Below are 20167 nucleotides of genomic sequence, written 5' to 3' on the forward strand. Positions count from 1 at the left end.
CCTCAGTTTGCTGTGGATGCGCCTGAAAGTCGAACACCGCAGACCGATTCTCAGCGAACGCGACCCGTGATTCTCAGGCTGCCGGGCAGGTGGTTCTCAGCCTGCCCGGCCGGCGGCTCAGCCCGCGCGGTAGCGGTCCGAATGCCAGTCGCCGGGGACGGCCATCTCGTGACGGCCGGGCGCCTGATAGTCGGCGGCGGGCGGATACAGGCCCGCCGTCCGGTAGTCGTGCGGTATGGGTTCGTCCTGGCCCGAGCCGCGCGCGGCGGCCGCCGAGCCGGCCTGCAGCGACCAGCCGGGACGGTGTTCCGGGGCGGGCCGGGTTTCCGGCATGGGCCGTGCGGGACCGGGCATCATCGACCGCTCGTCCACCTCGGTGAGCCCGACGTGGATGAGCAGCACCAGCGTCACCATGCTGACGCTGATCATCAGTGGCGCCAGCAGCTCCATCGCGCCCGCGCCGTGCGGGGTCTCGGCGTGGTCCATGTGGTGCGCGTTCATCGACGCCATGCCGGTGTAATGCATGCCGCACACCGCCACGCCCATGATCAGGGCCGCGCCGATGGTCGCCCAGATGCCGGTGATGACCAGGGTGAACCACAGCGCGACGGTCGCCGCGACCACCGCGATCACCATCGACAGCGTGACGATCCAGACGTCGTAGCCGATCATGGCGTCCGACTTCATGGCGTACATGCCCGAATAGTGCATCGCGCCGACGCCCAGGCCGGTGACCGCGCCGCCCGCGAACAGCGAATAGCGGCCGAACGGCTCGCGCGCCACCACGAACAACCCGGCCCACACCACCAGGATCGAGATCACGGCGCTGAGCAGGGTGAGCGGTACGTCGTAGCGGATGACGGCGCCGCGGATGCTGAAGCCGAGCATCGCGATGAAGTGCATGACCCAGATGCCGGTGCCGCCGATGGCGATCGCCGCCGAGATGAGCCAGCCGCCGCGCCCATCCCCTGTCCGAGCGCGCGCCGTACACCGCAGACCGAGCAGCGATCCGGTGACGGACATGATGTAGGCCAGGACGGGGGTGATCCATCCATAGCTGAAGTGGTGAATTTCCAGCACTCGAACTCCATTGCCAGAACAGGGGTTTCGCAATCGCAGTCGCGACGGGGGCACACTACCGGGCATGCTTCGAATTGGGAAATTGAAAGGGAATGTTTCATCTAAATTAATTCCGGCTGGGACGTTTCCGGGTGGGCAGCAACCTGCTGGTTGCCGGAATGTCATGTCCCCGTGCGACTTTGGCTGGTGCGACCGATTCGAATCATGTGTCATACGCATGACGACTGGGCAGATTCTGTGGCGTAGTTATCATTCGGCAGCATTGTCGGCGAACGGCTTTCGCCGCGACGCCGGATCGTGTCGCGTAGCGTGCCGATCCGGTAACCCTTCGTTCACGGCCCGGGGGCGGCGCATGACCACGCGACTGACGACATTCACCAATGACGGACTCACCTTCGATGTCGTCGACGAGGGTCCGCTCGACGGCGTCCCGGTGGTGCTGCTGCACGGGTTTCCGCAGACCGCCGCCCAGTGGGCGCGACTGACGCCGCACCTGCACGAGCGCGGCTACCGCACCATCGCGCCGACGCAGCGCGGCTATTCGCCCGGGGCCCGGCCGCGCGGCCGGGCCTCCTACCGGGTCAGCGCCCTGGTCTCCGATATCGCGGCACTGATCAGGACCCTCGGCGCCGGGCCGGTCCATCTGGTCGGGCACGACTGGGGTTCCACGGTGGCCTGGTCCACGGCCGCCACCCATCCGCATCTGGTGCGCACCCTGACCTCGGTGTCGGTCGCGCATCCGATGGCGTTCATGCGGTCGATGGTGAGCAGCACCCAGTTCTTCCGCACCTTCTATATGGTGCTGTTCCAGCTTCCGTGGCTGCCCGAAGCCGTGATCACGGGACTCTTCCGGGCTCTCGACGCACCCGGCAATCCGGAGCGCCGGGTGCGCGCGCTGGCCGTGTCCGGCATGGACGAGGACCAATTCGACCGGCTCGCTCGCGATGTCATCGCCGCCGGGGCGCTGCCGTACGCGCTCAACTGGTATCGCGCCATGCTCATCGTCGACCCGCGCGAGACGACGAGGAAGATCACCGCCCCCACCACGCACGTCTCCAGCACCCGGGATCCGTTCATCGCCGCCAAGTCCGCCGCCCTCACTCCCGATTACATGGCCGCGCCCTTCACCCACGAGATCCTCGACGCCACCCACTGGATCCCCGAGGAACGCCCCGCCGAACTCGCGGCCCTAATCGCCGCGCGCGCCGCCACCGCCTGAACCGGCCGCCCCGCACGCGTGTCGCTGTCCGATCCCGGTGGCGCGCAACGGTCATCATGAGGGGGACCGTGCCGGGTGCGCACCCGGCCGGAACCGATCAGGAGGCTGTAGTGAGCGACCACGAAGTGAAGATGATCATCCTGTCCACCGATGACCTGGACGAGTCGATCAGCTTCTACACCGAGACCCTGGGCATGCCGTTGAAGTTCCGCGACGGCGCGCATTTCGCGGCGATCGACGGCGGGCCCATCACCCTGGCGCTGGCCACCGCCGTCGACCACCCGATCCACGGGCAGGTCGTCGTGGGCATCAAGACCGCGGACGTGGACGCCGCGGCCAAGGCGATCGAGGCCAGCGGCGGCGGCATCGTGACCGCGCCCTACAACGACGCGCACGAGCGCCGCGCGGTCGTCTACGACAACAAGGGCAACGGTCTGGTCTTCTACAGCCCGCTGCCGAAGTGACCGCCGGCTACCGCACCGAACTACTCCGCCGCCTCGCCTGACTCGCGCGCGGTCTTGCCGCGCGAGGCCAGGGAGGCCGCCGCCGCGACGGTCGGCCAGGGCTTGGGCCGCGGCGGCTTGGTGACGTCGGCCCGAATCAGATGGTCGCCGTAGGGTTTCGCGGCCTCCTCGTCGAGGCCGTGATCGGTGATGAGGGTGTGGATCTCGTCTAGTCCGGCGACCCGGGCCAGGGCGCGGTGGCCGAACTTCGAACTGTCGACGACCACGGCGGTGGAGCGCGCGGTCGCGATCATCGCCCGCTTGACCGGAACCTCGAGGGTGTTCGTATTGGTGATCCCGGCGTTCGTATCCACCGCGTCCGCGCCGAGGAATGCCCAGTCCGCCGCGTAATCGCGCAGGAACTCGACCGTGCGGTCGCCGGCGAGGGTGTAGACAGAGCCGAGCAGTTCGCCGCCCGCGACCAGCAGCCGGAAGCGTTGCAGGCCCGCGATGTACTCGGCGATGCGCAGATCATTGGTGATGACGGTGAGATTCTCGCGGCGGCTCAACGCGACCGCGACCTCGTAGGTGGTCGAGCCGCTGTCGAGGATCACCGTGTCGCCGTCGGCGACCAGGCCCGCGGCCACGCGCGCGATGGCCGACTTCTCCTGCAGCCGTGTGTTTCTCTTCGCCGAATACGGCAGATCCGAGGTGACGCCCGGGATGGGCCGCGCGCCGCCGTGGGTGCGCTGGATCTGGCCGTCGCGTTCGAGCGCTTCCAGGTCCCGGCGGATGGTCGAGGTGTCCACTCCGAGCTCGCGGGCGAATTCCTTCGCCTCGACGTAGCCGTCGGTGGTCAGCCTGTCGAGGATCTGACGCCGGCGGGTGCTGGAGAGCAACGGACCTCCTGAAGGGTTGTCGAGCCATCGTCGCCGTCTCGGATGGTACGCGATCCTGCGCGAAACATTGACAGCAATCGGCCCCGGCTGCATGATTTCGTGCAACATCTGCTCGAAAACGAGCAATCGCAGACTGTGTATGGCAGAGGTATTCCTATGAGTGATCCGTTGCAGCTCCTCGCCCGAGAAGGTGTCTCCCTCTGGCTGGACGACCTGAGCCGCGGCCGGATCGAATCCGGTGGACTGGCCGAATGGGTCGAGCGGGGCATCACCGGCGTGACCACCAACCCGGCGATCTTCGAGGCCGCCCTGCGCGGGTCCGAGCAGTACGGCACGCAGCTGCGTGAATTCGCGCAACTCGGCATGGGCACCGCGGACGCCGCGCGCATCCTCACCAGCTGGGACGTGCGGGCCGCCTGCGACGTGCTGCGGCCGGTGCACACCGCGACCGACGGGCTCGACGGCTACGTGTCCCTCGAAGTCGATCCGGCGTGGGCGCACGACACCGATCGCACGGTGAGCGAAGCGGTGCTGCTGTCGTGGCTGGTCGACCGGCCCAATCTGATGATCAAGGTTCCGGCCACGCCCGCCGGACTGCCCGCGATCACCGCCATCCTGGGGCGCGGGATCAGCGTCAACGTGACGCTCATCTTTTCGCTCGGGCGGTATCGGGATGTGCTCGACGCCTTCCAGTCCGGGCTGGAGCTGGCGCGCGAGAACGGGCACGACATCGCCCGGATCGCCTCTGTCGCTTCGTTCTTCATCTCGCGGGTGGACTCCGAGGTCGATGTCCGGCTCGACGCGCTGGACACTGACGCGGCGCGGGCGGTGCGTGGCCGCGCCGCCATCGCGAACGCGGTGCTCGCCTACGAGGCGTTCGAACAGACGCTGCGCGGGGAGCGCTGGGCGGCGCTCGCCGCGGCGGGTGCGCGGCCGCAGCGGCCGTTGTGGGCGTCGACGGGGGTGAAGGATCCCGCCTACGACGACACCCGCTACGTGGTGGATCTGGTCGCGCCCGGGACCGTGAACACCGTGCCCGAGCCGACTCTCGCGGCGGTCATCGATCACGGCAAGGTGGTCGGCGACCAGGTCACCGGTCGCTACGACGACGCACACCGGGTGTTCGCGGAGCTCGACGCGCTCGGCATAGACATGAACGACATCTCCGCCAAGCTGGAGCGGGAGGGCATCGCCAAGTTCCAGCAGGCATGGCGCGAGCTGATCGCCGGCGTCGAATCGGCACTGGCCGACCGTGGCGCCGCGGTGCGGGGATGACCGGCTCCCGGGCGTGGGCGCGGCTGGCCGCGCACCGCGAAGAGCTTGCGGGAGAGCGGATCTCGGAGCTGTTCGGGCGGACGCCCGATCGGGGTCCGGCCATGACCGTCGAGCACGACGGGATCGCGCTGGACTATTCGAAGAATCTGGTCACCGGTGAAACCATCGACCTCCTGGTCGCACTCGCCGCCGAACGTGGCCTGGCCGCGGGCGTGGAGGCGATGTTCACCGGTGCGCCGATCAATGTCACCGAGCGGCGCGCGGTGCTGCACACGGCGTTGCGCGCGCCCGCGGACGCGGTGGTGGAGGTCGGCGGCGTCGATGTCGTGCCCGCCGTGCAGCGCACCCTCGAGCGGATGGCGGGGTTCGCGCAGGCCGTTCGGTCGGGCGAGTGGCGTGGGGCGACGGGGGAGCCCATCGAGGCGGTGGTCAATATCGGGATCGGAGGTTCGGATCTCGGACCGGCGATGGCGTGCCTGGCATTGCGTGAATACGGCACGGGCACACTGGAATCGCGATTCGTCGCCAATGTGGACGGGCATGATCTGACCCGGGCGCTGCACGATCTCGACCCGGCGACGACGCTTTTCGTGGTGTCGTCGAAGACATTCACCACCGTCGAGACTCTCGCCAATGCGCGGGCGGCCCGGGATTGGCTGGTCGACGCGCTGGACGATCCTGCCGCTGTGGCCAAGCATTTCGTCGCGGTGTCGGTGAACGCCTCGGAGGTATCGTCCTTCGGCATCGATCCGGCCAATATGTTCGAGTTCTGGGATTGGGTCGGCGGGCGCTACTCGCTGAGCTCGGCGATCGGACTGTCGGTGATGATCGCGATCGGCGGCGAACAGTTCCGGTCGTTCCTGGCGGGCGCGCATTCGATGGACGTCCACTTCCGCACCGCGCCGGCGCATCGCAACCTGCCGATCCTGCTCGGGCTGCTCGGGATCTGGTATCGCAACTTCTGGGACGCCCAGACGCACGCGGTGCTGCCCTACGATCAGCGGCTCGCCCGGCTGCCCGCGTATCTGCAGCAGCTCGAGATGGAGAGCAACGGCAAGTCGGCCGATCGGGACGGAAATCCGGTCGCTGTCGGCACCGCGCCGATCGTATGGGGCGAGCCCGGCACCAATGGCCAGCACGCCTTCTTCCAGCTGCTGCATCAGGGAACCATCACGGTCCCTTGCGATTTCATCGGCGTCCTCACGCCCGCGCATGATCTGACCGGGCACCACGACCTGTTGATGGCGAACCTGTTCGCCCAGTCGCAGGCGCTGGCCTTCGGGCGCGCCGGCGACGACGCGGGGGAGTACCGCGCGTTTCCCGGCAACCGGCCGAGCAGCACCCTCCTGCTGGATGAGCTGACCCCCTATTCGCTGGGCGCGCTCGTCGCCCTGTACGAGCACAAGGTGTTCACGCAGGGATGGATCTGGAACATCAACTCGTTCGACCAGTGGGGCGTCGAACTCGGAAAGATCCTCGCGACACGCCTTGTCGACGACATCGAGTCCGGATCCGCACTGTCACATGACAGTTCGACCAATGCCCTCATCGAACGTTACCGCCGCCTGCGCAAGGCGGCCGATCACCCTGAGAAAGCGGTACAGCGATGACCCTGAAGATCGGCTACAAGGCCTCCGCCGAGCAGTTCGGCCCCCGCGACCTCGTCGAATACGCTGTTCGCGCCGAGGAATTGGGCCTCGACAGCGTGGTCGTCTCCGACCACTTCCTGCCCTGGCGGCACAATGGCGGGCACGCGCCCTTCGCCTTGTCGTGGATGTCGGCCGTCACCGAGCGCACCAGCCGCGTCCAGATCGGCACCAGCGTCCTCACCCCGACATTCCGCTACAACCCCGCCGTCATCGCCCAGGCCTTCGCCACCATGTCGCTGCTGTCCAACGGGCGCGTCATGCTGGGTGTCGGCACCGGTGAGGCGCTCAACGAGATCGCGGTCTCCGGCCGGGAATGGCCGGAATTCAAGGAACGCTTCGCCCGCCTGCGCGAAGCCGTCAGCCTGATGCGCAAACTCTGGACCGAATCCGACGTGTCGTTCGAGGGTGAGCACTTCACCACCGTGAAGGCCAATATCTACGACCGCCCCGAGCAGCCGGTCCCCGTGTACATCGCGGCGGGCGGCCCGGTCGTCGCCAAGTACGCGGGCCGCGCCGGTGACGGCTTCATCTGCACCTCCGGCAAGGGTATGGAGCTCTACAACGACAAGCTCATGCCCGCCGTCGCCGAAGGCGCGGCCGCCGCCCACCGCGACCCGTCGACCATCGACAAGATGATCGAGATCAAACTCTCCTACGACCGCGATCCCGAACTGGCCCTGGCCAATACGCGTTTCTGGGCCCCGCTGTCGCTGACCCCCGAGCAGAAACACAGCGTCGACTCCGCCGTCGAAATGGAAGCCCTCGCCGACCAGCTCCCCATCGAGCAGGTCGCCAAGCGCTGGATCGTCGCCTCCGATCCGGACGAGGCGATCGCGGGCATCAAGCCGTACCTCGACGCGGGCCTGAACCACCTCGTCTTCCACGGCCCCGGCCACGACCAGGAACGCTTCCTCACCCAGTTCGCCACCGACCTCCTCCCGCGCCTGCGCGAACTCGGCTGAGCCACCACCGATCTCCGCTCCGAAGGATCCCCCCATGCATATCGGAATGGTCGGCGCGGGCCGAATGGGCTCCGGCCTGGCCCGCCGACTGGTCCGCGCGGGCCACACCTGCACGGTCTACGACCCCAACCCCGCCGCCGTCGCCACCCTGACCGCCGACGGCATCCCCGCCGCCGGTTCCCTCCCAGAACTGGTGGCGGCGCTGCCGAAACCGTGCACGGTCTGGATCATGGTCCCCGCCGAGCTGACCGGCACGGTCGTCGACGACCTGACGCCACTCCTGGCTCCCGGCGACATCCTCATAGACGGCGGCAACTCCTTCTACCGCGACGCCGTCGCCCGCTCTGAATCCCTGGCCACCCAAGGCGTCCACTACCTCGACGTGGGCACCAGCGGCGGCACCTCCGGCCTCGACCGCGGCTTCTGCCTCATGATCGGCGGCCCTGCCGAAGCAGTCGAACGCCTCGACCCGATCTTCCGCACTCTCGCCCCCGGCGTCGACGCCGCCCCACGCACCCCCGGCCGTGACGGCATCCCCACCCCCGCCGAACAGGGCTATCTCCACTGCGGCCCTTCGGGCGCGGGCCACTTCGCGAAGATGATCCACAACGGCATCGAGTACGGCCACATGGCGGCCTTGGCCGAGGGCATGTCCATCCTCCGCGCCGCCGGAACCGGTGTAGCCGAACCCGATTCGCCCACCGCCCCCGCCTACGCCTTCGACGTCCCCGCCCTCCTGGAACTCTGGCGCCGAGGCAGCGTCATCACCTCCTGGCTCCTCGATCTCACCGCCACCGCCCTCCACATCGACCCCGACCTCACCGAATTCACCGGCCATGTCCCCGACTCCGGCGAAGGCCGCTGGACCGCCCAAACCGCCATCGCCCTGGCCGTCCCCGCCCCCGTCCTCACCACCGCCCTCTACTCCCGCTTCGCCTCCCGCGACGGCGGTTTCTACGCCAACAAGTCCCTGTCCGCCATGCGAAAAGCCTTCGGCGGCCACACTGAACGTGTATTCGCCGAATGACGGCGGCTGGAAGCGAGGTTTCGGCTGGTCGCCGCTGAGCCAGCCCCGAGGCGCTGCGCGGACGTGGTCAGAAGCTCAGGGTTGAGCCGAATCGGACCCGCGTCCCGGCAGAGTTCTCACGACAGCACCTCGATAATTCGGGTGCTCAGAGGTGGAGGGCCACCTGACCGGAGTCGGTCTTCCAGTACTTGCGGTTCAGCTGGGCTTTGCCGGTGCCTTCGGTGTACGGCACGAGCACGGGCAGGCCATTGGTCGGTTTCAGCGTCACGGACCAGGTCTCGACCCGGCCCGAGCATTGCAGGGTCACTCCCGGCGGGGAGCTGGTCAGCTGGATCGTGCCGCTGCCGCTGGTGCCCATCTGCGCGGAAACATCGAGATATCCGATTCCGCCGTCGCACAGATAGGTTCCGGTGGCGTTCAAGCCATCGGGCGTCGACGTCACCACGGAATTCAGCGTGATGAACTCGTCCTCTTGGGCGGCACTCGCCGGGCCCGATCCCAGCAGCGTCATCGCGGCCCCCACGACCGCGACCACCGCACACCTGGTAACAAACATCGCGCAACCTCCTGAAACATCAACTGCCACGGGAAGAATCGCTCTAGATGGTAGCCAGCCGCAGCTCAGGCCACGCAGAATTCGTTACCTTCGGGATCGGCCATCGTCACCCACGTGAACGGCCCCTGCCTCCCGTCATGCAGCACCTTCGCGCCCATCCCGATCAGCCGCTCGACCTCCGCCGCCCGCTTCTCGTCCCCGACCCGAATATCCAGGTGCAGCCGGTTCTTCGCGGTCTTCGCCTCGGGCACAAGCTGAAACAACACCCGCGGCCGGTCAGGATGCCGAATCGCCCCACCGATCTTCCACACGAGCTTCCCCCGATGAGTGGTCGTCTCCTCCTCGGTCGCATGCCCCTGCTCGACCATGCTCCGAATGAACCCCTCATCCTGCGGCTCGACCTCCCACCCGAGCGCCTCCGCCCACCAGTCGGCCTGCGTATGCGGGTCGGAACAGTCCACGACGACCTGAAACTCATATCCCATGCCCGGCACCCTAACCGCGTACCCCGACAGCGAGCGTGACCTTCTCAACGCAGGTATCCGATGTCGCCGATGTCGCCGTCGAGATCGGCAAATTCGACCTCGGGATTGAGTCGCGCCACCACAGCCGGCGCCAACGGTCGCAGTGCGTACACGTGCTCCACCTCCGAAAGGCTGACGGTGGTTTCGTAATAGTCCTCAGCCCATCGCTGGTATGCCTGCGGCGTCCCTTCGATCAGCAGCTCGAACAAGCCTTCCCCGCCCCGATCGGACACGCCTCCGTCCCGCTGCCTCACCGGCTACGCTGCAACTGAAATGGCTCGCAGCGAGAACGAAGGACCGAGACAGGTCGAACTCATCGGCCCATACGCCGGTGTATTTGCCTACACCACAGGCGCCGCCCTGACGCTGATCGGCCCCATCCTCGGTCTGACCGGCGACGGATGGGCCGACGGCCTGTGTGCCGGCGTCTTCACTTTCCCGATCGGCCTGGTCATGGTCGCCAGCACATACGAATGGCGCCGAGCAGAGCGACGATTCCAAGCGGTCGGAGTCCCCGGTATCGGAGAAGTCCTCTCCATCAACGAGATTCACCCCGGCGGCGAGAACCCGGACACAGCGGACCTGACAATCCGCATCACCGGGCCCACCCTCGACCCCTTCACCGCGGATTGCACCCTCGACAACCACTCGGGCCTAACCCGCGGCCACACCTTCAACCTCATGGTCGACCCCACCGACAACTCCTTCGCCATCGGCTTCGACCACCTCTTTCCCCAGGGCGACGACAAGGAAAGTCCGCAGAAGGACTGAGTCATTCGCTTCCTGGCAAATGGCTCGACCGAGATGGGTTCGGCTGCGTACGGTGCCGGGATGTGCATCTACCCGAGCCGGACACATCGCGTCTGCCTGCACTGCCGGGTCTCCTACAAGGGCTCGATCGGTGTCGGTTCGGGCCGGTGTGTGCGATGTGCGGGGGAGCTCATCGACGCGGGGCCGCACCTCCAGGTGCCCAGAAGAGCCGACACGGCCGGGTGGCGAGCCCTCACCGCTGTCCTCGACTCCGGCCTGACCTTCTACGGCGGTTGCTGCGGCACCGGTCCCGGCTACCGCCCGCGTACTCCGCGCGAGGTTCGCGAGCGGCTGGGGCTGGCCGAACGCGAGGAGATCCCGGTCGCCGACGCGTTGGCCACCGCCGACCCCACAACCGTTGCGGCGAAGAGGCACTGACCCGAGCAGATATGTCGGTGAGCCATGCGACCATGCCCGCATGTCACTGGAGTTCTTCAACGGGTTGTCCGGAACGCTGTCGATCGAGCTGTCCGAGCCGACGATAGACATCGCGGCGAACCTCTCGAATCAGCGGGCGAAAGCGACTGCGGAGATCAAAGAGCTCTCGTTCGCACCGCAGGTCTTTCAGGACAACAGCTTTCGCGACCTGACCGCTGATGAGCTCGACCGGGTGGTTCTGGAAGCGACCATGCTGAATCTGCAGGGTGAGGGTGAACCCGTCGCCCACCGGGCGCCGAACGGCAGATGGTTCACCGTCCGTGACCTGGTCGCCGCTATCACCGAAACGGAGCGGCGTACTCGCCCCCAGTCGCAGTGGTTCGGCGGCATCGACGTGCATCACGTCTTCTTCGAAGGCATCGACCAGGAGGAAGGCGGGACCTGGAGAATCTTCTGGGGATCGTGATGCTGAGCGGTCGAGCGTCGACCTATGCAAGACTCGATGGGTGAGTTGTGCTGTGCTACACAGCAATCGGAATCGAATAGAATGCGAGGAGTCGGGTGTCCTTCGAACAATGGTGCACACGTTGGGAATCGGTACCGCTGTCCGAGGCGGTAGAACGCTACGACATCGGTGAAGCCAGCGACACCCGCGTGGAGGATCTGGAGGAAGTCTTCGGGGAAGAACCGGAGTGCTTCTTCGTCCACCAGGGTGACCTCACCATCGACGGGCCCCTGTCGATCGGGAACGACCCCGATCTGGCACCGGACACCGTGTACGTGATCGACGGCGACCTGACGGTCAACGGTCCGATGCGCATGCTGAACGGAGACGTCTACACGCCTCTCTATGTCACCGGTTCGGTCACCGCGCAGCACCTGATGTGCCTCATGGACAGCAATCTGTTCATCGGCGGCTCGCTCACCGTCGGGGGCCTGCTGATGACGGAACTCTCCGACATGGGGCTGCTCGTCGTCCACGGGGCGACATCGGCGGGCGCATGGCTCGAAACCTGGGACAGGGGCGAAGTCGCGTTCAACGGTGATCTGAAGGCCCGGCATCTACGCGTATCCGGCGGCGACTACCTCGAGGACGCGAACGCGGATGACGCGGCCGACACCCTGCTGCCCGAGTTCTTGGACGATGACGCTGAAGATGCCGCGAAGAAGCTCTGGGCAGCCGCGCTGGAAGGGAGTCCTCTACTGCGCCACTGACGTCCGGTCGGCGGATCGACATCCCTCTGCGCTTCTTGGTTCACCGCGAGGGGAGCCCTCCGCGCCTGGCCCTGGATCTGACCCGGCTCGCGCCGCATGCGCTCGTGGTGTGAGCCGGCGAAAGGTGCTGCTGGAGAATATATCCGCGCTCAGGGGTGCGGGGGCGGGCCGCCCCTACCGGTCTCCGGCGGATTCCCGCCGGGATCCCGCGCGACGATCAGCCGCCGCACAATGGCGTCGACGCCCTCGCAAGCGACGCGGAATGCAACGCGTCGAGCTGCTTGCTCCCGGCGACTGCGACTACGCCCGCCGCGACCCGCGTCGGGCAATTGGCCTCCGCCAATTCCTTTCTCTCAGAAGCTAATTCGTCGAGAATCACGGTATTCAGCCCATCGATTACGGGCCGCACACCCGCGAGATCCGTACCCGGAACCTGAGCCGCCGCCAGCCCATACCGCCACTCCGTCATCAACCCCCGCTGCACAATCTTGTTGGCCTCGATCTGTCCGTGAAAGACCTCCCGCACCCGACCTCCGGGCAGCCCCCGCTCCGCCCCCGCCTGAGCCATCGCGTCATAAATCGCCGCCTCCCGCCCCGGATCATCGATCACCGGTTCACCTCCATCCCGTACCGCGGCCTCCCATTTGATCGCCGCGACGGTATCCGCGGTAGCGAGCCGCTCCGCCAGCAAGCCCACCAGCCGCTCAGTGTTCCCGGCATCCGCCTCAGCCACACCACCTCGCCCCGCCAGCAGAACCATCGCCGCGGCAGCCGCAATCGCCAGATTCCTCATAGCCCCGGTGCTTCTCACGCGCCCACGCTACCCGGACAACGAGAAGCACCTGGTTGATGACAGCGTCGGCGTGGTGAGTCTTGGCCCGCGATAGCTCGAGCTCGGCCCGTTCGTCAGCTAGCCTCGGCAACCGTGCCGATGTCTCTTCCCCCGATCGACCCGTACGCCGACGGACTGCTCGATGTCGGCGACGGAAACCAGGTGTACTGGTGTGCCAGCGGCAACCCGGCGGGGCGGCCGGCGCTGGTGGTGCACGGCGGGCCTGGCAGTGGGAGCAGCCCCGGTCCTCGGAAGTCGTTCGATCCGAACATTTTTCGGATCGTGCAGTTCGATCAGCGCGGTTGCGGACGGAGCATTCCGAGCGCCGCCGACCCGGCCACCGATATGGCGGTGAACACCACCGAACACCTGATCGCCGACATGGAGCGGCTGCGTACCTACCTCGGCATCGACCGCTGGCTCCTCTACGGCGGCTCCTGGGGTTCGACGCTCGTCCTCGCCTACGCCGAGCGATACCCGGAGCGGGTCACCGGGATCGTGCTGATCGGCGTCACCAGCACCCGCCGCCGCGAGATCGACTGGCTGTACCGCGATCTCGCGCGGCTGCTGCCCGCCGAGTGGGAGCGATTCCGGGCGGCGGTGCCCGGCGCCGGTGACCTGGTCGAGGGCTACCGCCGGCTGCTGGAAGACCCGGACCCGGAGATACGTCGCAGCGCCGCGATCGAGTGGTGTCGCTGGGAGGACGCGGTGATCGCACACGAATCCCTGGGCAGCCCAGGGCAATACAGCGCCAAGCCAGATGACGCCATACTCGCCTTCGTCCGGATCTGCACGCACTACTTCGCCCACGCGGCGTGGCTCGACGAAGGTGTGCTGCTGCGCGAGGCCTGGCGGCTGGCCGGGATCCCCGGCGAACTGATCCACGGCCGCCTCGATCTCAGCGCCCCGGTCGAAACGGCGTGGGAACTCGCGAAGGCCTGGCCGGACGCCCGCCTACGGATCATCGCCGACTCCGGCCACACCGGGAGCCCCGCCATGGGCGAGGCGCTCGCCCACGCCATCTCCCGCTTCGCACAGCCCGATGCCGATCGGATCAGCTAGGCCGAGCGAACGCCACCGTTACCGGTCCGGCTGTGCCCTGAAGATCGTGACATCCCTGCGGTAATGAGCACCGTATCTCGGCAATAAAACAGTCTGCCGCACAGGCAATCTAGCGCCTATCGGCACCCACCTGAAGGGTGTCTGGTGTCGCCACCAACGGCATTCTGTGGGCCACGCGGCAATGAGCTGAGCTGCGACGTCTCGGCGGGGGTCCGGATCGCGGCCATGGAGTGCACGGGCCGCGGAATGCTGTGAGCGGCAACGGGATCGGTACGCGCGACGGCCAAATATGAGGCGGCCGAACGATTCACCGTTCGGCCCTTCCCTGTTGGCCGTGTTCCCCAATTGTCCCGTTTTTGCGAATCGCTCCCCGAACGGCTGCCAACAGTTCTAGTCAGAGGTCCGATTGGGGTTCGCTTGCAAGACCTACCCGATGTGGCGCGCCGGAATCACAATCGGCGCCAGGTGCCGGTGCGGATCCTGTGCCCTCACCCCGCCCGTTGAGTGTCCGCACTGGCTGGTGTGACCACCGATCCGAGTCGGATCATCGGGCTTGTTCCCGACTATTGTGCAAATGCGAACGGACCTCTGACAATGAGCCTTTAGTAGAAGGATACGCAAAATGCGTAGCACCCTCGCCTCGGTGTTTGCCGCAAACCGCTACGCCTTGTTGTTCGGCGCCATCGCGGCTCCCATAGTCTCGGTCGGTCCGGATCGATCCATTGCTCTCGTGACGACACTTGCGTTTGTCGAAGGATCAGCTGGATTCTGTATTACCCTCCCAATGCCAGGGTCAGCCGATCTGGTCTGGTGCTTCTGAGTATAGGAAACATACTTTGCGAAGGGAAACAGGCAATATGTTCAATCGTCGTCGGGGCGTCGCGTTGAATTCTGGTCTGACGACCGGACGGAGGTCGCGGCGCCGAAGATCTGCAGCCGTCGCCGTAGCGATGCTCGCGCTAACGGTGACCGCCTGTGGCGGTGACGACAAGGATGCGAAAGACATTGGAGCGAGTGCCGACCAGATTCGCGAAATCGCGAAGCAGGCATATATCTATGGCTATCCGATGGTCGATAACTATCGAATCCAGTACGCCTACTTCCAGGACAAGCAGAACCCGCAGTATATGGCCCCGTGGAATACGCTGCATTCGGTTGCAAAGGTATACACCCCTGCGGACACCACCATACAGACTCCGAACTCGGACACCCCGTACTCGTTTCTGGGTGCTGATCTACGCGCGGAACCACTCGTGCTGACGGTTCCGACTATCGAGTCCAATCGCTACTACTCCCTCCAATTCATCGACTCGTATCTTTACAACTTCGATTACGTGGGCAGCCGGACGACCGGAAACAATGGGGGGAAGTACCTCCTCGCGGGCCCGAGTTGGAAGGGTGACAAGCCTGACGGTATCGACAAGGTTGTGCGCGCAGAAACGGATTTCGCATTCGTTGCGTACCGAACGCAGCTATTCGGACCCGACGACCTCGACAACGTCAAGGCGATCCAGGCCGGCTACAAAATGGAACCGCTATCGACGTTCCTCGGGCAGCCTGCGCCCGCTGCCGCACCCACGATCGATTTCGCGGTGCCGCAGAGCTCCGAAGATCAGAAGAAGTCTCCACAGTTCTTCGAGACACTCAACTTCGTCCTGCGGTACGCGCCTGTGCTGGATACGGAGAAGGAGCTGCGTGCGAAGTTCGCCTCGATCGGAATCGGTACAGATAAGAATCTCGATCTCGAGTCGATGAGCAGCGAGAAGAAGGAAGCCTTCCAGACAGCGATCGCCGATGCATGGAAAGAATACGACCCGATCCAGGCGAAGGTGAATGACGGACAGCTTCAACCGAGCGACTTGTTCGGCAGCCGCCAAACGCTCGGCACCAACTACCTGTACCGGATGGCCGGTGCGATCAACGGTATCTACGGCAACGACAAGGCCGAAGCGATGTACCCGAGCTTCTCCTCGGACGCTGCGGGTGCCACGCTCGACGGGGCGAACAAATACATTTACCGCTTCCTTCCGGGGCAACTGCCTCCGGTGAACGCGTTCTGGTCGCTGACGATGTACAAGATGCCGCAAAGCCTCTTGTCCGCCAATCCGATCAACCGATACTTGATCAACTCTCCGATGTTGCCGTCGCTGAAGCAGGATCCGGATGGTGGATACAGCATCTATGTACAGCACGAATCTCCGGGCGCGGACAGGGAGTCGAACTGGTTGCCTGCACCGGAGGGGCCATTCCGGTTGACCGAGCGTCTGTACTGGCCCCAGGAGCCCGCTCTCAACGGAACGTGGCGCGCTCAGGCGCCGCAGAAGGTCGCATAGCTCAGGTGATTTCGCGTCGCGGACCGGGTGTGTGCGCCCGGTCCGGCAAGTCGTTCGATGACTTCGGCAACGATGGAGGAGTGCTTTGTTGAAGAGAAGTGGATCCTGGCGACGCTGGTCGGCCATCATCACCCTGACGGCGCTCGTCGTGACACTGTCCGCCTGCAGTGGCAGCGAGGAATCGAATGGCAAGAACGCGAACGATAAGTCGGTGAGCACCGCGAAAATTCGCGATATCGCGAAGCAAGCGTACGTCTACGGTTATCCGATGGTGGACAACTATCGGATCCAGTATTCGTACTTCCAGGACAAACAGAGTTCACAGTACCGTAGCCCCTGGAACGTCCTGCACTCCGATGCTCACGTGGCAACCCCCGCGGACACCGCCGTCCAGACCCCCAACTCCGACACTCCGTATACAACGCTGGGTGCGGATCTTCGCGCGGAACCGCAGGTGTTGACCGTGCCGGAGGTTGAGAGCAATCGGTACTACTCGGTCCAGTTCATCGACGCCTACACCTACAACATGGCCTACGTAGGTAGCCGTACAACGGGCAACAAGGCGGGGAAGTATCTGCTGGCAGGACCCGATTGGAAGGGCGAGAAGCCCGCCGGCGTGGACCAGGTGCTGCGGTCCGAAACCGATTTCGTACTCGCGCTGTACCGAACCCAACTGTTCGGTCCGGACGATATCGATAATGTGAAGGCGATTCAGGCCGGCTACAAGGTGGAACCGCTGTCGAAGTTCCTGAGTAAGTCGGCGCCCACCGCACCGGCCACGATCGATTTCATGGTTCCGCAGAACCCTCAGGACCAGAGGAAGTCGACGCAGTTCTTCAACACACTCGATTTCGTGCTGCAGTATGTACCGGTGCAGGAGTCGGAGAAGGACCTTCGTGCGAAGTTCGCTTCGATCGGAATCGGAACCGACAAGAAGTTCGACATCAGCACGCTGCCCGCAGATCAGCAGCAAGCTTTCCAGGACGGGCTCACCGACGCCTGGAACGAGTACAACCCGCTGCAGGAGAAGATCGACAAGGGTGAGGTCGTCAGCGCTCAGCTCTTCGGTAGTCGCCAAATGCTCGGCAACAACTACCTGTACCGGATGGCCGGTGCGATCAACGGAATCTACGGTAACGACCAAGCCGAGGCGATGTATCCGATCTTCCGCCAGGACTCCTCGGGTGCGACGCTGGACGGAGCGAACAAGTACGTCTATCGGTTCGCCCCCGGGCAGTTGCCGCCGGTCAAGGGGTTCTGGTCCATCACGATGTACAGGATGCCGGAGAGCCTGCTGGTGGCCAACCCGATCAATCGCTACCTGATCAACTCCCCGATGCTTCCTGATCTGAAGCCGGATGCGGATGGTGGCTACACGTTCTACGTGCAGCAGGATTCTCCCGGAGCGGACAAGGAATCGAACTGGTTGCCGGCGCCCGCGGGGCCCTTTGTCCTGATCGAGCGGCTCTACTGGCCCGATGAGGCGGCAATCAACGGAACCTGGAAGGCTCCGCTGCCGCAGAAGGTCACCTAGTTCGAGATTGCCCAACTGGCGTCAGGTGATGTTCCGCCAGGTGTCAGCAGGTCCGCGGCAGGGATCCTCGCCCCACCGCGGCTCTGGTTTTCACGGCAACGGTCGGAATCTGTTACAGATCTCCAAGATTCAGACCGCGGGCTTCTTCGGCTGCGCGGGCGGCCGCTGTCGATTTGGTGTAGCGGTCGATCATGTCTCGGGTGCTCCATCCGGCGAGGGCCATGAGGCCGCCTTCGGTTCCGCCGGCGCTGAGCCAGCGGGGCGTGCCGGTATGTCTGAGGACGTGGGATGGAAGTCTTCGATGCCTGTTTTCGAGCATCAGCCGGATAGTCGCTTCGTCTCGGCGGTCGCGGAAGTCCTTGCCCTGGCAGGCTTTGAGCCTTCCCTTGATCTGGTCGTCGGTGAGGGCGGGGATGACCTTCTCGTCGAGCTTGGGGGCTTGAGGCCGAGGAGGGGATCGGAATCGAGTTCGTCTTCTTCGGCGAGCCACACCGAAAGCGCCGAAGCGTAAGCTGTCTCGCTCTGGCGGATGGCCTTTGGCTGCGCACTAGTCGAGATAGATGCGGACGCCGTACAGGTACGAGTTCACCGTGTGGTCGGATTTGCGTTCGGCCCGCAGTGCTAGCTCCCACGAGGGCAACAGCGTGGCGAGGTCGATCGTATGTTCGATCGCCATCCCACTATCTTGACTGAGAGCTCTGTGCTTTGCCACGAAAAAGCTTTGCCACGAAAAAGAAATTGGGCCCCGAAGCCGCAGCTCAGGGGCCCAATCAGGTTCGGAACTCAGTCCAAATAGTCGCGCAAAACCTGCGAGCGGCTGGGGTGGCGCAGCTTCGACATGGTCTTGGACTCGATCTGGCGGATGCGTTCGCGGGTGACGCCGTAGACCTGGCCGATTTCGTCCAGGGTGCGGGGCTGGCCGTCGGTCAGGCCGAAGCGGAGGCGGACGACGCCTGCTTCACGCTCGGAGAGCGTTTCGAGGACCGACTGGAGCTGGTCCTGTAGCAGGGTGAACGACACCGCGTCGACGGCGACGACAGCTTCGGAGTCTTCGATGAAGTCACCGAGCTGGGAGTCGCCCTCGTCGCCGATGGTCTGGTCCAGCGAGATGGGCTCACGCGCGTACTGCTGGATTTCCAGCACCTTCTCCGGCGTGATGTCCATTTCCTTGGCGAGCTCTTCCGGGGTGGGCTCGCGGCCCAGGTCCTGGAGGAGTTCGCGCTGGATGCGGCCGAGCTTGTTGATGACCTCGACCATGTGCACGGGGATGCGGATGGTGCGGGCCTGGTCGGCCATGGCGCGGGTGATGGCCTGACGGATCCACCAGGTGGCGTACGTCGAGAACTTGTAGCCCTTGGTGTAGTCGAACTTCTCGACCGCGCGGATCAGACCCAGGTTGCCTTCCTGGATGAGGTCCAGGAAGGCCATGCCGCGGCCGGTGTAGCGCTTGGCCAGCGAGACCACGAGGCGGAGGTTGGCCTCCAGCAGGTGGTTCTTGGCGCGGTTGCCGTCCCGCATGATCCACTGCAGGTCGCGGCGCGACTGCACGGGCAGCTTCTCGCCCTTGTCGGCGAACTCGCGCAGCTTCTCCGTGGCGTAGAGGCCGGCCTCGATGCGCTTGGCGAGCTCGACCTCCTCCTCGGCGTTGAGCAGCGCGACCTTACCGATCTGCTTCAGGTAGGCGCGGACCGAGTCGGCGGAAGCGGTGAGCTCGGCGTCCTTACGGGCCTGGCGCAGTGCCTCGGATTCCTCTTCGTCCCAGACGAAATCACCGGACGCCTTGTCCTTCGCGGACGGCTCGTCGGCCTCCTCGGAGTCGTCGGCCTCGGCGGCGGCGGCAGGCGCGGCGGCCTCGCCCTCCTCGTCGTCGGACTCGTCGACGATCTCCTCGTCCTCGAGCTCGTCCTCGTCGAGCTCGATGTCACCCAGGTCGTCGAGTTCCAACGACTCGTCGTCGATGGCCTCGTCGCCCTCGCCACCCTCGGCACCGGGCTCGGCCGCCTTCTTCGGCGACGCCTTCTTGGCGGCCGTCTTCTTGGCGGTCGCCTTCGTGGCCTTCTTGGCCGCGGTCTTCTTGGCCGCGACCTTCTTCGCAGCGGCCTTCTTGGCCGGAGCCTTCTTGGCGGCGGCCTTCTTGACCGCGGGTGCTGCGGTGGTGTCTGCTGAGTCGGCGGCTGCTGCCGAATCGGCGGTGTCCTGGGTATTCGTGGCTACCACGTACGCCCTTTCGTGACGGTCTCGTGCGGCGTCACGCCAGAGTGATCATCCGGCGGAGCGGTTCTGTCGGGGGGATAAGCCGGCTCTCGTGCCGGTGTCGGTTTCCGGCTCACCGCCGGGCATGCGTTCCATTGTAACGATCGAACCAGCTT

At 65.4% G+C, this 20167-nt stretch carries 22 protein-coding genes; 14 read left to right on the plus strand and 8 right to left on the minus strand.

Annotated features, from left to right (window positions below):
* Positions 1-117 precede the first annotated feature (117 nt).
* On the minus strand, positions 118-1080 hold the full coding sequence (locus tag ACFRAQ_RS10210; protein ID WP_379096955.1) for an MHYT domain-containing protein: 963 nt from the start codon (positions 1078-1080) through the stop codon (positions 118-120).
* Between the two features lie 352 nt (positions 1081-1432).
* On the opposite strand from ACFRAQ_RS10210, the gene ACFRAQ_RS10215 reads away from it, so the two are divergent.
* A complete protein-coding gene (locus ACFRAQ_RS10215) occupies positions 1433-2299 on the plus strand; it encodes an alpha/beta fold hydrolase (protein WP_379096958.1) in 867 nt (288 codons plus the stop codon).
* Positions 2300-2409: 110 nt separating this feature from the next.
* On the plus strand, positions 2410-2763 hold the full coding sequence (locus ACFRAQ_RS10220; RefSeq protein ID WP_379096961.1) for a VOC family protein: 354 nt from the start codon (positions 2410-2412) through the stop codon (positions 2761-2763).
* A gap of 20 nt (positions 2764-2783) precedes the next feature.
* Here the strand turns inward: ACFRAQ_RS10220 and ACFRAQ_RS10225 are convergent, their stop codons facing one another.
* Positions 2784-3641 (minus strand): DeoR/GlpR family DNA-binding transcription regulator, encoded by an 858-nt coding sequence (locus ACFRAQ_RS10225; RefSeq protein ID WP_379096963.1) that lies wholly within the window; start codon positions 3639-3641, stop codon positions 2784-2786.
* A gap of 156 nt (positions 3642-3797) precedes the next feature.
* Here ACFRAQ_RS10225 and tal point away from each other — a divergent pair, with 156 nt between their 5' ends.
* From tal to gnd, 4 genes are read left to right on the plus strand one after another with little or no spacing between them, the layout of a single operon-like run.
* Entirely contained in the window at positions 3798-4916 is a 1119-nt protein-coding gene (gene tal, locus ACFRAQ_RS10230) for a transaldolase (RefSeq protein WP_379096966.1), read from the plus strand.
* Positions 4913-6526, plus strand: coding sequence for a glucose-6-phosphate isomerase (gene pgi, locus ACFRAQ_RS10235; RefSeq protein ID WP_379096969.1), 1614 nt, complete (start codon positions 4913-4915; stop codon positions 6524-6526). Before tal ends, pgi begins: the two co-directional genes overlap by 4 nt.
* The gene (gene fgd, locus ACFRAQ_RS10240; protein WP_379096972.1) at positions 6523-7527 is read left to right on the plus strand and encodes a glucose-6-phosphate dehydrogenase (coenzyme-F420); all 1005 of its coding nucleotides are present in this window, start codon (positions 6523-6525) and stop codon (positions 7525-7527) included. The genes pgi and fgd overlap by 4 nt, the downstream gene beginning before the upstream one ends.
* A 34-nt stretch (positions 7528-7561) precedes the next feature.
* Entirely contained in the window at positions 7562-8554 is a 993-nt protein-coding gene (gene gnd / locus ACFRAQ_RS10245) for a phosphogluconate dehydrogenase (NAD(+)-dependent, decarboxylating) (protein ID WP_379096975.1), read from the plus strand.
* A gap of 145 nt (positions 8555-8699) precedes the next feature.
* On the opposite strand, the gene ACFRAQ_RS10250 is transcribed toward gnd, so the two are convergent.
* From ACFRAQ_RS10250 to ACFRAQ_RS10260, 3 genes are all read right to left on the minus strand, one after another.
* A complete protein-coding gene (locus ACFRAQ_RS10250) occupies positions 8700-9110 on the minus strand; it encodes a hypothetical protein (protein WP_379096978.1) in 411 nt (136 codons plus the stop codon).
* Between the two features lie 65 nt (positions 9111-9175).
* Positions 9176-9595: a VOC family protein gene (locus ACFRAQ_RS10255; RefSeq protein ID WP_379096981.1), complete on the minus strand. Its 420-nt coding sequence runs from the start codon at positions 9593-9595 to the stop codon at positions 9176-9178.
* 44 nt (positions 9596-9639) lie between these two features.
* Positions 9640-9867, minus strand: a complete 228-nt coding sequence (locus tag ACFRAQ_RS10260) for a hypothetical protein (protein WP_379096984.1) — start codon at positions 9865-9867, stop codon at positions 9640-9642.
* Positions 9868-9907: 40 nt separating this feature from the next.
* Here ACFRAQ_RS10260 and ACFRAQ_RS10265 point away from each other — a divergent pair, with 40 nt between their 5' ends.
* The 4 genes from ACFRAQ_RS10265 (at position 9908) to ACFRAQ_RS10280 (ending at position 12037) form a co-directional block, all read left to right on the plus strand.
* A complete protein-coding gene (locus ACFRAQ_RS10265; RefSeq protein ID WP_379096987.1) occupies positions 9908-10405 on the plus strand; it encodes a hypothetical protein in 498 nt (165 codons plus the stop codon).
* Positions 10406-10465: 60 nt separating this feature from the next.
* Positions 10466-10822: a hypothetical protein gene (locus tag ACFRAQ_RS10270; protein ID WP_379096990.1), complete on the plus strand. Its 357-nt coding sequence runs from the start codon at positions 10466-10468 to the stop codon at positions 10820-10822.
* 40 nt (positions 10823-10862) lie between these two features.
* The gene (locus tag ACFRAQ_RS10275; protein ID WP_379096993.1) at positions 10863-11288 is read left to right on the plus strand and encodes a hypothetical protein; all 426 of its coding nucleotides are present in this window, start codon (positions 10863-10865) and stop codon (positions 11286-11288) included.
* Between the two features lie 188 nt (positions 11289-11476).
* On the plus strand, positions 11477-12037 hold the full coding sequence (locus ACFRAQ_RS10280) for a hypothetical protein (RefSeq protein ID WP_379096996.1): 561 nt from the start codon (positions 11477-11479) through the stop codon (positions 12035-12037).
* Between the two features lie 217 nt (positions 12038-12254).
* On the opposite strand, the gene ACFRAQ_RS10285 is transcribed toward ACFRAQ_RS10280, so the two are convergent.
* On the minus strand, positions 12255-12830 hold the full coding sequence (locus tag ACFRAQ_RS10285; protein WP_379096999.1) for a chorismate mutase: 576 nt from the start codon (positions 12828-12830) through the stop codon (positions 12255-12257).
* A 138-nt stretch (positions 12831-12968) separates the two neighbouring features.
* Between ACFRAQ_RS10285 and pip the strand changes: the two genes are divergently transcribed.
* The 4 genes from pip (at position 12969) to ACFRAQ_RS10305 (ending at position 18309) form a co-directional block, all read left to right on the plus strand.
* Positions 12969-13931, plus strand: coding sequence for a prolyl aminopeptidase (gene pip, locus ACFRAQ_RS10290; RefSeq protein ID WP_379097001.1), 963 nt, complete (start codon positions 12969-12971; stop codon positions 13929-13931).
* 950 nt (positions 13932-14881) lie between these two features.
* Positions 14882-16264, plus strand: a complete 1383-nt coding sequence (locus ACFRAQ_RS10295; protein WP_379100195.1) for a DUF1254 domain-containing protein — start codon at positions 14882-14884, stop codon at positions 16262-16264.
* Positions 16265-16349: 85 nt separating this feature from the next.
* Entirely contained in the window at positions 16350-17798 is a 1449-nt protein-coding gene (locus ACFRAQ_RS10300; RefSeq protein WP_379097004.1) for a DUF1254 domain-containing protein, read from the plus strand.
* A gap of 7 nt (positions 17799-17805) precedes the next feature.
* The gene (locus ACFRAQ_RS10305; protein ID WP_379097007.1) at positions 17806-18309 is read left to right on the plus strand and encodes a hypothetical protein; all 504 of its coding nucleotides are present in this window, start codon (positions 17806-17808) and stop codon (positions 18307-18309) included.
* 36 nt (positions 18310-18345) lie between these two features.
* On the opposite strand, the gene ACFRAQ_RS10310 is transcribed toward ACFRAQ_RS10305, so the two are convergent.
* Together ACFRAQ_RS10310 and ACFRAQ_RS10315 are read right to left on the minus strand one after the other, a co-directional pair.
* The gene (locus ACFRAQ_RS10310; RefSeq protein ID WP_379097010.1) at positions 18346-18474 is read right to left on the minus strand and encodes a hypothetical protein; all 129 of its coding nucleotides are present in this window, start codon (positions 18472-18474) and stop codon (positions 18346-18348) included.
* A 107-nt stretch (positions 18475-18581) separates the two neighbouring features.
* On the minus strand, positions 18582-20015 hold the full coding sequence (locus ACFRAQ_RS10315) for an RNA polymerase sigma factor (RefSeq protein WP_379097012.1): 1434 nt from the start codon (positions 20013-20015) through the stop codon (positions 18582-18584).
* Between the last annotated feature and the right edge of the window lie 152 nt (positions 20016-20167).

Origin of the sequence: Nocardia sp. NPDC056611 (genome assembly GCF_042792755.1) — a bacterium.
Classification (GTDB): Bacteria; Actinomycetota; Actinomycetes; order Mycobacteriales; family Mycobacteriaceae; genus Nocardia.